Here is a 13,129-nt window from a genome sequence, read left to right on the forward strand (position 1 = left end):
GGATAAATTTAGCTTAGGGACCAACTCATGACCGTTAAAAATACAGACTCTGCAGCAACACTCACTATTACCAGACCAGATGATTGGCATGTACATTTACGTGATGGCGATCAATTAAAAGACACGGTTCGTGATATTAGCCGTTATATGGGGCGCGCAATTATTATGCCTAACTTAATGCCGCCAGCAACCTGCACAGATACGGCATTAGCTTACAGAGAACGTATAATGGCTGCAGGTCCACAAGGCAATTTTGAGCCTTTAATGGTGCTATACCTTACAGATAAAACAACCCCAGATGAAATAATAAAAGCCAAAGCTACCGGCAAAATAGTTGCAGCAAAACTATATCCGGCAGGTGCTACAACAAATTCAGACTCAGGTGTTACCTCAATTAAAAATATTTACCCTGTTTTAGCTGCAATGCAAGACGTAGGCATGCTGCTTTTAATACACGGTGAGGTGACAGATTCGTCTATTGATATTTTTGACCGTGAAAAAATATTTATCGAAACGATTTTAGGTGACGTAGTAACTGACTTTCCTGAGCTTAAAATAGTACTTGAGCATATTACAACAAAAGATGCGGTAGAGTTTGTAACCAATGCGCCGGATAATGTTGCAGCAACAATCACTGCTCATCACTTACTTTATAATCGCAACCATATGCTGGCAGGGGGCATTCGCCCACATTATTACTGTTTACCTATTTTAAAACGTAATATTCACCAACAGGCTTTAATGGCTGCTGCAGTAAGTGGTAATAAAAAATTCTTTTTAGGTACTGACTCAGCGCCTCATTATAAAGATAAAAAAGAAGCTGCGTGTGGTTGTGCAGGAGCTTATACCGCACATGCTGCTATTGAGTTATACGCAGAGGCATTTGAAGGAGCCGGTAAACTAGATAAGCTAGAAGGCTTTGCAAGTTTTTTTGGACCAGACTTTTATGGCCTTGCGCGTAATAAAGATACCATTACTTTAGAAAGAAGCCCGTGGCAAGTGCCTGCAAGTTATACGCTTGGCGACTCACAAGTAGTACCTATAAAGGCAGAAGCTACAATTGACTGGCAAGTTAAGTAGCCTGGTTGCCTAAAGCACCTAAAATTTTAAAGCCGTTTAGCTAAGCTAAGCGGCTTTTTCATTTTTTAAGCGGGGTTTAAAGCTTAGGTAGAATAAGCTAGTAATTTTAGAAAAGCGCTTTAGATTTATTGTTAGATGACTATAGAAAATATGAAAGCGTTTAATAGTATTGCCAGCAAGGTGACAATTACTGGATAAAATTTATATTTATTTGCTTTTAAATTAACCGTTTAAGAAAAAAAATCAGAAACAACGCATTATTGATAAATATTTTCTAATTAATAGAGCGAAATGAAATTTAATGTGCTAATCTTAACTTGCTTTGAGTTTTTGCCTAATGAATTTACGGATGTTGTGCTGCGTTTAAGGTTACCGGTTTGGTTATTACTTCTTCCTGTACTGTACCTCCATATTTTTGAGCATTGATTCAAGGAGGATATTGCCATAATAATATGGCTGAATTTTAATTATTGACTTACAGGAAAATTTAGTATGTCGGTTACTGGTAAAGTAAAGTTTTTCAACGAAGCTAAAGGCTTTGGTTTCATTGAACAAGAAAATGGTCCTGACGTGTTTGTACATTTCAGCGCAATCACTGGTTCTGGTTTTCGCACTCTTAGCGAAGGTCAAGCAGTGACATTCAGCATCAAGCAAGGTCAAAAAGGCCCTGAAGCTGAGAACGTAGAAGCAGCATAATTTATTATGTGAACCTTCGTTCAACGTGGTGAAACAGGCTACTGTTTCACCATAATTTTCTTTTTAAATAATCTACACTCCCGCAAATAAAATCAAAATAATTACCTCCAAATATTTTAATTATCACTTACCAATTTAAACACTCTGCAGTCATATATTATTTTAATAATTCGTATTTTTAAAAACACCATTACTCAATAAATAAAATCACCCTTTTTGTATTTGCTATTTGTCGTTTAAAAAACCACAAACATAGCTAATCATGGGGTATAAAGTTTAATACTAATACCAACCCAATTAAAAATATGATAATTCTAGCTTATTAAATAGCTTACGCGCTGTGTTGAAAGTAACTTATTATATAGGGCAGCTTTTAATTTAAATCCCCTTGCTATTTAACTCCCACTGAATTTAAACCAGCTTTAATAAGTTTGCTACAAGATCATTAAGGTTATTAAAAGTAACTTGTGGGCGCATGTAAGTTGCGTATGTAATTGCTGCGAGCGTACAAAAGCTCAGCAATAGGGTATTACAAATTACCAGCCTCACAGTTTAAGGGGGAAGCACTCCTTAGCTTTAATGTCGTGTTAATCAATCCACATCATTTTAAATTAATAAAAAATGATCCGGCTATTGAATTAAATTGTCACTAGCTGCGTTAAAAGTAATTTTTAGCCACTACACGAGCGTACTAAGTGAAGGTGATGGCAAAGTAATAATTCAGAACAACGAAATATAAAGCCTTCGTTAAGAACAAGGAGCTTGCTCGTCATTAAAACAACTCTTTTAATTAAGCATATTAATATTATTGCCCTAGGGGCAGTAGTAATTATCAACTACTCTGAAATAAGCCTACAGATACATTTTTAATAGCAAACATTAAAGATAAACATTGTGCTAATAGGGCGGTAATGATTTATATTATTTTTGCATTTTAAAAAATGGATGGAACATATTTATTGTTTTAATTCTACCTTTATGATTAGTTTTTTATTATATAGTACACAATAATTATTATGGAGTGGGTTGCAGATTATTTATGATACAAATGTATTTCGTGTATAAAACGCTCAAAAATTGTTAAAGATAAAATAATAGAAGGTTATTTATATTTTTTTTTTAGTCTCTAAATAGTTAATACTAAATGTTATAATAATGTTTATTTTTAAGTTGTTAATTATGAATGTTGTTATTACAAAAGGGTTTCATGAAAGTATTTGCGGTAAAGTGGTTGCAATAATGTTAATATTGTCGGGTTGGTATATTAAATAACTTGTTCATATGCATATTTATTTATAGGTAATGCTAAACATCAAGTTGACATGACTTACTGCATTTAGCATTATTGAAAGGTTGATATCTATTAAAAGATATCAGGGTTGTCTTCCTCTTGTAGGTTGATAATTAAATTATAAAAGTAACATTACTTAATTGGTTGGGAACTATGTCTGTTAAAATCAGAAAGAGTCTTGTAGCAACTGCGTTGGTTGGCGCATTTGCATTTGCAAGCAGCAATGTGATTGCAGATCCTTTGAATGACGTGCAACAAGCAGGTCAGCAAATTCAAAAGGCTGCAGTTAAGTCTCAAACTAAAATTGACAATGTATATGGTCAAACTCAAGAGCTAATAGCTGAGTACCGTAGCATCGTTGATGAGACTGAACTTATGAAAGTGTACAACGATCACGTAGCACGTTTGGTTGATGACCAAAACGCGTCTATTGAATCGTTTGACCGTCAAATAGCAACTATTGATAACACTAAACAAAACGTTGTGCCTCTGATGTATCGCATGATCGATACGCTTGAGCAATTCATCAAAGCGGACGTTCCATTTAATCTTGAAACGCGTTTAGGTCGTGTTGAAAGATTACGTGAAATCATGTCTTCTTCTTCTGTAACAACGTCTGAGAAATTCCGTCAAGTACTTGAAGCTTACACAGTAGAAACATCATACAGCTCAGCTGTAAATGCTTCACAAGGTACACTTGATGTTGATGGCCGTAGCATTAACGTTGATATCGGTCGTTTAGGTCGTATTACTTATGTTGCACAGTCTTTTGACTTGAAACATGCTTGGGTTTGGGATAACAACACTAAACAGTGGAAAGAATTAGGTGAAGAATACCTAAAATCTGTTAAAGAAGTGATCCGTATGGCACGTAAGCAAGCGACACTAGAACTTGTTAAACTACCAATTTTTGGCGCGGAGTAATCAATAATGAAGAAACTATTTAAAGGTTTTGCTGTTGCAGCAGTACTAACTGTTTCTGCAGGTACCGCGCTTAATGCACACGCAAATACGAATGCATTAGATAAAATTCTTGAGCAAGTAAAGCAAGAGCGTATCTCTGAAGGTAAAATCAATAAGCAACGTGAGCAAGAGTTCTTATCAGAACGTGCTGACAAGCAATCATTACTTAATAAAGCGAAAAGCCAATTAGTTGCTGAAAAGTCACGTGGCGATCGTTTAACTAAAGAATATGCACAAAACGAGAACACACTAGCTGAGAAAGAGCAAGCACTACAAAACGCTCAAGGTACACTTGGTGAAATGTTTGGTGTTGTACGTCGTGCAGCTCAAGATGCTATCGGTTCTATCGAAGCGTCACTAGTAAGTGCTGAAAAGCCAGGTCGTGCTGAAGTATTACGTTCATTAGCAGCGGCTAAAGAGCTTCCTACAGTTCGTGAGTTAGAAGAGCTTTGGATTTCACTTCAAACTGAAATGACTGAGTCTGCTAAAGTTTCTACTTTTGAAACTGAAGTTGCTGGTCTTGACGGTAACCCGTCAATGAAGAAAGTAACACGTATTGGTAACTTTAACTTAGTTACAGACGACGGTTACTTAATTTATTCACCAGAAACAAAGTCGATTCAACCACTTGGTAAGCAGCCTGATAGCTACATTTTAGACGGTATTGCAGACCTTGAAAAAACATCATCTGACAACTATGCTGGTGTATATGTGGATCCAACACGTGGCGCGATTTTGCGTATTAACACTCAAAAAGCAACACTTATGGAATACTTCCATCAAGGTGGCGTAGTAGGTTACATAATTACTGCGTTGTTAGCTTTAGGTATGTTAATTACTCTAATTCGTTTTGTTGACCTTACGCTTACTACAAGCAAAATTAAGAGCCAACTTAAAAATGTTGCTACACCGAATACAAATAACCCATTGGGTCGTATTCTTAAAGTGTACCATGACAACAAGAATCAAGATGTTGAAAACCTTGAGCTTAAACTTGATGAAGCGATTCTTCGTGAAACGCCACGCATCGAAGCTGGTATCAACATTATTAAGATCCTTGCTGCCATCGCACCATTACTTGGTCTACTAGGTACAGTAATCGGTATGATATTAACGTTCCAAACAATCACATTGTTCGGTACGGGCGATCCGAAGATCATGGCTGGTAATATCTCTCTAGCACTTGTAACTACAGCGCTAGGTCTAATTGCTGCACTACCACTAATTCTACTTCACGCACTTGTAGCTGGTCGTAGTAAGTCGGTATTACACATCCTAGATGAGCAAAGCGCAGGTATCGTTGCGACTCACGCGGAGAAGGAGAAAGCCTAATGCTAGTCCTGATGGAGATATGGGAATCTATCAGGGATTTTGTTGGCACAGGCGGCCAGGTATTATACGTGGTCGCGATAGCACTCTTTCTGATGTGGGTTTTAATGATTGAGCGCTATTGGTTCTTACTTGCAGAGTTTCCGCGTTTATCGCAAGAAATTATTGCAAAGTGGGATGCCCGCCAAGACACTACGTCTTGGTACGCACACAGAATCCGTGAAGCATGGATTTCTGAAGCGTCTGAAAAATTAGATCAGCGTATGTTGTTGATTAAAACATTAGTAGCTGTTTGTCCTTTAATAGGTTTGTTAGGTACTGTTACTGGTATGATTTCGGTTTTCGAAACCATGGCTAGTCAAGGTACTGGTAATGCACGATTAATGGCATCAGGTATTTCAATGGCAACAATCCCAACAATGGCTGGAATGGTTGCGGCACTATCTGGAGTGTTTTTTAGCTCACGTCTTGAGACAAAAGCTAAAATGGTGAAAGCCAAACTTGTAGATAACATGCCTCATCACTAGAGAGAGAATTAAATATGGCACGTAAACAACGTTTTCGTGAAGAAGAAGAAGCAGCGGTCGATATGACGCCGATGCTTGACATCGTATTTATCATGCTTATTTTCTTTATCGTAACTACATCGTTCGTTAAAGAGGCTGGTATCGAGGTCAATAAACCAAAAGCTGCCCAAGCTACTAAGCAAAAAAATGCTAACATTTTTATTGCTATACGTAGTAACGGCGAAATCTGGGTTGATAAACAACAAATTGATGTTGAACGTATTTCAGCAAAAATTGAAAGTTTATTAGCAGAACAACCTACCGAAGTTGTGATTATACAAGCTGATAAAGAAGCTAAGCACGGCACGGTAGTTAAAGTGATGGACCAGATTAAAGCGACGGGTGATAACCTAAGAATTTCAATCGCTGGAGATCAGTAATGATTCGTTTTCTGTTTTCACTGATTGCAGGTGGGGCAGTTACTTTCGGCTTGTTCTACTTCATGGCATTCCTCATCTCTGGTGGGGCTGACCGTAATACTGAACAAAAAGAGCAGATCATAGTCGAAATAATGACGAATCCGCCTGAATCTAAGGTGCAGGAAAGAAGGCGTGTACCGCCTCCTCCTCCTCCACCGCCAAAGCAGCCGCCTAAACCGCAGCCGCCACAGCCGGAAAATAACAACCCTAATCCTGGTGGATTGTCATTTAATATGCCAAGCATCGATGTGGGAAGTACGGCAGGTGGACTAAGTGGTCCGGGTGCATTTGGACGAGATGGTGATGCGACACCTATCGTTCGTATTGAACCAAAATATCCAACGCAAGCAGCACGTGATGGTAGAGAAGGTTGGGTTCAACTTTCGTTCACTATCGATGAGTTAGGTGGCGTGGTTGACGTTGATGTAATTGACGCTGACCCAAAACGTGTCTTTGACCGTGAAGCTAAACGTGCATTGCGCAAGTGGAAATACCGTCCTAAAATTATTGACGGTAAACCACAAAGACAAGTTGGTTTACAAGTTCAATTAGACTTTAAACTTAACCAAGGCAACTAAGGAGGCGAGTAATGAGAAATTTATCTAAAGTAACTGCTCTTGCAATTCTTATGTCTGTGTCGGGTGCAGCTTTGACTGCACCTGTTTTAGCGGCGCCAAATTACGCAAAAATTGAAGAGCGTAAAAAAGCAAAAACTAAAATCATGGGCGAGCGTACTGGTAAAAAGGTAATTAAAGCGTTTGACTTGTATAATGAAGATGATGTTGATGGTGCACTTGCTTTGCTTAAAGAGTTAGATCCGTCTAACGATTTTGATAAAGCAACTGTAAATCGTTACTTAGGTAGTATGTATGCTCAAAAAGAGCAATACAAAACAGCCATTAAGTATATGAAAGCAGCTATTGCACCAGATGTATTAAACTTTGCCGATCAAGCACAAGGTTTAAAAACCTTAGGTGACATGTATGCAGGTACTGAGCAATATAGTGCTGCAAAAAAAGCCTACGCTGATTGGATGGACTTTACAGGTGAAGAAGATCCGAAAGTTTATACTCGTATTGCGCAAGCAAGTTACGAACTTAAACAGTTTAAGGATGTTATAGAACCTGCTGATAAAGCGATTAAGCTTGAAAAAGAGCCTACAAAAGCTCCTTATCAACTTAAGTTAGCTTCATATTTTGAACAAAAACAGTATCAAAATATGGTTCAAGTTGCAGAAGAAATCGTTCGTGTATGGCCAGATGATAAAAAATCTTGGGTAGGCTTAGGTAAGTATTACTTACAAACTGAAGACTACAAAAAAGGCCTTGCAACTATGGAAGTTGCATACAAAAACGGTTACTTTGAGAACGAAGTTGAATACAAAGTACTAGCTAACTTTTATTCTTTAAACGAAATACCTTATAAAGCGGCATTAACGCTTGAAAAAGGCGTTAAAGAAGAAAAAGTACAACGCACTAAGCAAAATATCAGTGCAATTGCTAGTAACTATCATCGTTCAAAAGATATTGAAAAAGCCGCTAAGTATTACGAAGAAGCTGCAAAATTTGATAACGATGCTGAGCTTTATCGCAAAGCCGGTTCGTTACTTTTACAATCTGAAAACTTTAGCGCAGCAGTTGTTCGTTTGAACAAAGCACTAGAGTTAGGCTCTGATAAAAAGGGCACTATTTATTCAGATTTAGCTGAAGCGTACTACTACCAAGCTAAGTATAAGCAAGCACATGCTGCAATTACTAAAGCTATGGATGACCCTCGCACACGTAAGTTTGCAAAAGGTTGGGCTACATATATTAAAGATAAAGCCGCTCGCAACGGTGTTAAAATTTAATTTTTAATGTATATTAGCAATTTTTAAAAAGCCCCTCTGGGGCTTTTTTTATTGGGATGAACATGAACAAAACGCTTATTTTTTCATTTTTACTGTGTCTATTTTTGACCTCTTGCTCTAAGCAACCACAACCGTACACATCATTCGATGAAGCGCAGCATGCATTAAAATCGCTTAACCTAGCTTTATACCAGCCAGAAAATAGTAAACACACAGAGCTGCGTAGTGAGCAATTGCCTTTTACAGATGCGTATTTACAAAAGCGCCACGTTATTTATCAAAGCTTAATGCAAATGCAACTAACTAAGCCGCAAACTGAGCAGGTTAATTATCTTGTTATTGCAGAGCGTTTTCCTGAGCGTTACTTTGCCTGGCCAGCACATACAAATGTTTTAGTTAATTTGCTTAACTTAGCAAGTTCACAGAGTGACTATCAGAATATAAGTAATTGGCTTGAATTTGTGCAGCTACAACTAGAAAGTGCGCAGTTAAGTAATTTAAAGTTAAATAAAATTGAGCACAGCTTAATAAAAAATTATGTGCTTAGTGCACTTAACGATAAAAACATGCCAAATAGCTTATTAGCTCAACTTAATATTTTAAAAGATTATTTAGCGCAATATAGTCCAAGAGGAAGTGTAGGGCTATACGGTTTAGCTAATGGCAGTGAGTGGTATCAAAGTAAGTTAAACTATTTTAGTGGTGTAGTGCACTCTCCGCTTGAGTGGCTTACTATTATAAATGAGCAGCTAAAAGAAGAGGAAAAAAAGCCAGTTAATCAGGAGGTGAGCCAAATTTATCCGAACTCATTTTTGGTGCAATTTACTAATGGCAATAAAGAAGTGCCAGGTTTAGATTGGTTGTCGGGGTTTAGAGACTTACCCGCTATAGCTGAAAATCAATCACTTTTAGCGCAGCAAAAAACGCTAATGTTAGCAATGATGGAAACTGATGTAGGGCTGCATATTCATGCGTGGACCTTGCCTCAGGCTAAGGTTAACTTAGTAAAGCGCTTAAATATTAGCGAAATAAATGCAACAAGGTTAGTTAAAGATATAGTGCTTTACCCTGGGCAAGCGTTTAGCTTTGCTCAGCAATTACTTTAACTGCCCCTGTGACTTAACCTTGCCCAATGTGCGCTTATTTAGCGCACTGTTCACAGCGTTGTGTAGCTGGATCTAATTCGAGTAAAGCTGTTGTTATAGGCTCTTCACAATCACAGCAATAACCGTACTGACCTATCTCAATTTGACTCACAGCAGCCTCTAAAGTAGTCATTCGTTGAATATACTCACCGTATTCGGGGCCGAGCTTTTGCGCTGCCAAGTCGAGCCACTCTGCATTGACTGTTCGCGTTAATAAAGATAATAAATGCTGGTGAGATAGATGCGCTGATTGAGAAAGTAAGTTTAATATTGTTAATTTTACTTCCTCTATTTCATTAATTAACCTTTGCTGATGTTGCATCGCGTATAACCCCTTTATAATTAGCATTGAGCAATAGGGGTATTATCTAGGTAGATTTACTTACGCGTTATGATTTGCATCAAACTGTGGCGCTTTGGCATACTTACTTAGTACCTCTGCGACATCTTCTTTGGCCTTTAATCGGCGGATTTCGTCAAATAATGTTATTGCTTGTGGGTACTGACGTTTTAAGTAACCTAGCCACTGCTTAGTGCGCGATGCAAAGTACTTTTCATCTTTAGCGGGATCATGATGAATAGCAGAATTTATTAAATGATAAAGAATATGCTCCCACTCGAGCCCTACATAAGGTTCATTATCTATATTCGCTTTAATTTTTTTTGCTAAATCGGGATGAGATAACGCACCACGACCAAGCATTAAGTCGGTACAACCACTGCGTTTTTGGCACAACATAGCATCATCTACTTGCCATATTTCGCCATTAGCTACAACCGCAATATTTTTATTTTTAATTAAAGGTGGGATCTTTTCCCAATAAGCAGGTGGGTTATAGCCATCACGTTTAGTGCGAGCATGAATTGCAATACTGCTTGCACCAGCGCTGACAACAGCATCTACTATTTCTTGGCTGTTACTGTCATCATCAAAACCAAGACGAATTTTTGCACTCACTTGATGTTTGCTATCAACGGCGTCTCTTACCGCTTTAATTATTTCATACATGTGCTCGGGATCTTTAAGTAGTACAGCTCCGCCTTTACTTTTATTGACAGTTTTTGCTGGGCAGCCAAAATTGAGATCTATGCCGTGAGAGCCCAAACTAATTGCTTTAACTGCATTTTCTGCAAGCGCACCTGCGACTTGACCTAATAACTGAATGCGTACCGGTGTACCAGCACTAGTGAGGCCATTATTGTTAAGTTCAGGACAGTAACGATAAAAAACTTTATCAGGTAAACAAGCATCAACAACACGCACAAACTCAGTCACACATAAGTCAAAACCACCTATATTGGTAAGAAGTTGGCGCATTTTGAAGTCAACAACACCTTCCATCGGTGCTAAAACAAGTTTCATAGAGAGATTAATTATGGCTAAATAAAGGGATGTGTAGTGTAACCGTTAATCATAAATTGATAAATCCGTAATTACCGCGCATAGTTACTTTAGCCAAAAAGTTTACAAATAATTAAAATAAAATGAAATTTTTTATTTTTATACAGGTCTACTTAAATACATACTCGTATTTTCCAATTCTTTGGTTATACAATCTTATTAAAAAGAGAGTCATATAATGAATACAATCAAAAAAAGTTCAATCGCGTTAACACTAGGTGCAGTTGTTGTTGGCTCTGCAAGCTTTGTATCAGTGGATGTGCAAGCAAATCCTTTTGAGTTTCAACAAATGGTTACCGGCTATCAAATAGATGCTACCGAAGGTAAGTGTGGCGAAGGTAAATGTGGCGGCGAAGCAAAAGCTAAAAAAGAAGGCAAATGTGGCGAAGCTAAATGCGGTGCAGATGCAAAAGCTAAAAAAGAAGGCAAATGTGGCGAAGCTAAATGTGGTGCAGATGCCAAAGCTAAAAAAGAAGGCAAATGCGGCGAAGCTAAATGTGGTGCAGATGCCAAAGCTAAAAAAGAAGGTAAATGTGGCGAAGCTAAAAGTGGCGCAGATGCAAAAGCCAAAAAAGAAGGCAAGTGCGGTGAAGGTAAGTGTGGCGGTCATTAAATTTTATTAAAGTAGAATACTTCAGGTTAAATACTTTAATACCATATAGAATAAAGGGCCGGTTGGCCCTTTTTGTTGGGAGTGGTTATGACACAAATTATAAATACTGACTTAGGTATGGTGGGTTTAGGCTTACGTAGAGAAATGCTTGACGAGTTACTAGTGCATGTACCTAAACAAGTCGATTTTATGGAAGTTGCTCCAGAAAATTGGCTAAAATTAGGCGGGCGTTTTAAAAAACAATTTAAAGCATTAACCAGTGCTAATAGTTTTGCTTGTCATGGCTTATCGCTTTCAATTGGCTCAACTGCGCCAATTGATATTGAATTTGTAAAATCACTAAAAATGTTTTTTGATGAACATGATATAAAAATTTACAGCGAGCACTTAAGTTACTGCTCTGGCACAGGGCATATGTACGATTTAATGCCGATTCCGTTTACTTTAGAAGCGATTGCTCATGTAGTGCCGCGTATCAAACAAGTACAAGACATATTAGGGCGCCAAATTGCCATAGAAAATGTGTCTTATTACGCAGCCCCTGGGCAGCAAATGTCAGAGCTGGCGTTTACTAATGCTATTTTAGAGCAAGCTGATTGTAAGCTGTTACTCGATGTGAATAATATTTATGTGAACTCAGTAAACCATGGTTATGACGCAGAAGCCTTTTTAACCGGATTACCGACACAGCGTATTGCTTACGGCCATGTAGCTGGGCATTACAATGAAGCCGATGATCTAATTGTAGATACCCATGGTGCAGATGTAATTGACCCAGTTTGGCAGTTACTCGATAAAGCGTACCAAACTCATGGTGTATTTTCGACGCTGCTCGAGCGAGATTTTAATATACCGACCGTTAATGTATTAACCAAAGAGCTAGATATTATTCATAACCTGCAAGCAAAATACCTTGATAAATCACTAATCAAGCAGCGAGCTTAATAAGCATGTCTGAACCTAGAGTGCCTGCAAAAGGAGTATTTAGATGAGCTTTATTGAAATACAAAACGAATTCATGGCGCATATTCGCAAACCCAGCCAACATAAAAAGCCGCAAGGGATTGAAGATAGACGCATGGCGATTTACCGCGATTTATTTTTTAATAATATTGTTGGGTTTATTTCGTCAGGTTTTCCGGTGTTAAAAACCTTATACAGCGATAAACAATGGCAAATGCTTATTCGCCGATTTTTTAGTGAATATGATTGTCACTCGCCGTATTTTTTAGATATAGCAGGGGAATTTATTAATTACTTATCAAGTGATTATGAAATGCAAAAATATGATCCGCCATTTATGCTCGAGCTTGCCCATTATGAATGGATTGAATTAGATGTAGCTATTACACAGCAGGCTGAAAATGAGCAACTCATAGGTTCTGATCAGGTTGCCTCTGCGCGTCTATATTTATCAAGTACTGCACGTAATTTAAGTTACCAATTTGCGGTGCAAACAATAAGTACGCAGTTTCAGCCGCAACAGCCATCAGCACAGCCTAATTATTTTGTAGTATATCGCGATGGCGATGATGAAGTTCAATTTTTAGCAACTAATGCTATGACAGCCTTGTTATTATCGATTATAAGTGAGCATGATGGTTTAATACTCGATACTATTTGCGAGCAAGTAACCCGCCATGCTGTGCAGTTTAGCGCTGCACAAATTGCCCAAGGCGCACTTGTTACTTTACGTGCTATGGCTCAGCTTGGGATTATAGTGACAAAAAATCAAGCTTAAGCTCTTTATAGATTATTTTACATCGTTTATTATGA

Annotated in this window: 14 protein-coding genes; 12 read left to right on the forward strand and 2 right to left on the reverse strand. The window is 38.0% G+C overall.

The window, feature by feature from the left end; genetic code table 11:
* The first annotated feature begins 27 nt into the window (after positions 1–27).
* From pyrC to PTRA_RS06100, 9 genes are all read left to right on the forward strand, one after another.
* Positions 28–1,080 (forward strand): dihydroorotase, encoded by a 1,053-nt coding sequence (pyrC, locus tag PTRA_RS06060; RefSeq protein ID WP_058373056.1) that lies wholly within the window; start codon positions 28–30, stop codon positions 1,078–1,080.
* A 492-nt stretch (positions 1,081–1,572) separates the two neighbouring features.
* Positions 1,573–1,776 (forward strand): cold-shock protein, encoded by a 204-nt coding sequence (locus PTRA_RS06065; RefSeq protein ID WP_002961702.1) that lies wholly within the window; start codon positions 1,573–1,575, stop codon positions 1,774–1,776.
* A 1,444-nt stretch (positions 1,777–3,220) separates the two neighbouring features.
* Positions 3,221–3,991 carry a DUF3450 domain-containing protein gene (locus tag PTRA_RS06070; protein WP_058373057.1) on the forward strand — a complete coding sequence of 257 codons (771 nt, stop codon included), beginning with the start codon at positions 3,221–3,223 and terminating at the stop codon, positions 3,989–3,991.
* 6 nt (positions 3,992–3,997) lie between these two features.
* Complete coding sequence (locus tag PTRA_RS06075) at positions 3,998–5,362, forward strand: MotA/TolQ/ExbB proton channel family protein (protein ID WP_058373058.1); 1,365 nt, start codon at positions 3,998–4,000, stop codon at positions 5,360–5,362.
* Positions 5,362–5,886 carry a MotA/TolQ/ExbB proton channel family protein gene (locus PTRA_RS06080; protein WP_011327873.1) on the forward strand — a complete coding sequence of 175 codons (525 nt, stop codon included), beginning with the start codon at positions 5,362–5,364 and terminating at the stop codon, positions 5,884–5,886. The genes PTRA_RS06075 and PTRA_RS06080 overlap by 1 nt, the downstream gene beginning before the upstream one ends.
* Positions 5,887–5,900: 14 nt before the next feature.
* Positions 5,901–6,305, forward strand: coding sequence for an ExbD/TolR family protein (locus PTRA_RS06085; RefSeq protein WP_007583867.1), 405 nt, complete (start codon positions 5,901–5,903; stop codon positions 6,303–6,305).
* A complete protein-coding gene (locus PTRA_RS06090; RefSeq protein ID WP_011327875.1) occupies positions 6,305–6,922 on the forward strand; it encodes an energy transducer TonB in 618 nt (205 codons plus the stop codon). Before PTRA_RS06085 ends, PTRA_RS06090 begins: the two co-directional genes overlap by 1 nt.
* A gap of 11 nt (positions 6,923–6,933) precedes the next feature.
* The gene (locus PTRA_RS06095; RefSeq protein ID WP_011327876.1) at positions 6,934–8,193 is read left to right on the forward strand and encodes a tetratricopeptide repeat protein; all 1,260 of its coding nucleotides are present in this window, start codon (positions 6,934–6,936) and stop codon (positions 8,191–8,193) included.
* A gap of 62 nt (positions 8,194–8,255) precedes the next feature.
* Positions 8,256–9,299, forward strand: coding sequence for a hypothetical protein (locus PTRA_RS06100; protein WP_058373059.1), 1,044 nt, complete (start codon positions 8,256–8,258; stop codon positions 9,297–9,299).
* Between the two features lie 34 nt (positions 9,300–9,333).
* Here the strand turns inward: PTRA_RS06100 and PTRA_RS06105 are convergent, their stop codons facing one another.
* Positions 9,334–9,660, reverse strand: a complete 327-nt coding sequence (locus tag PTRA_RS06105) for a hypothetical protein (protein WP_058373060.1) — start codon at positions 9,658–9,660, stop codon at positions 9,334–9,336.
* A gap of 60 nt (positions 9,661–9,720) precedes the next feature.
* Complete coding sequence (locus tag PTRA_RS06110) at positions 9,721–10,701, reverse strand: tRNA-dihydrouridine synthase (protein WP_058373061.1); 981 nt, start codon at positions 10,699–10,701, stop codon at positions 9,721–9,723.
* A 217-nt stretch (positions 10,702–10,918) separates the two neighbouring features.
* Between PTRA_RS06110 and PTRA_RS06115 the strand changes: the two genes are divergently transcribed.
* The 3 genes from PTRA_RS06115 to PTRA_RS06125 all read left to right on the forward strand — a co-directional run bounded on the left by PTRA_RS06115 (position 10,919) and on the right by PTRA_RS06125 (position 13,094).
* Positions 10,919–11,353, forward strand: coding sequence for an HvfA family oxazolone/thioamide-modified RiPP metallophore (locus PTRA_RS06115; protein WP_058373062.1), 435 nt, complete (start codon positions 10,919–10,921; stop codon positions 11,351–11,353).
* An 87-nt stretch (positions 11,354–11,440) separates the two neighbouring features.
* Entirely contained in the window at positions 11,441–12,298 is an 858-nt protein-coding gene (locus tag PTRA_RS06120) for an HvfB family MNIO-type RiPP peptide maturase (protein ID WP_058373063.1), read from the forward strand.
* Between the two features lie 43 nt (positions 12,299–12,341).
* Positions 12,342–13,094 (forward strand): HvfC family RiPP maturation protein, encoded by a 753-nt coding sequence (locus tag PTRA_RS06125; protein WP_058373064.1) that lies wholly within the window; start codon positions 12,342–12,344, stop codon positions 13,092–13,094.
* The last annotated feature ends 35 nt before the right edge of the window (positions 13,095–13,129 follow it).

The sequence above is a fragment of the Pseudoalteromonas translucida KMM 520 genome (assembly GCF_001465295.1).
Taxonomy (GTDB): Bacteria; Pseudomonadota; Gammaproteobacteria; order Enterobacterales; family Alteromonadaceae; genus Pseudoalteromonas; species Pseudoalteromonas translucida.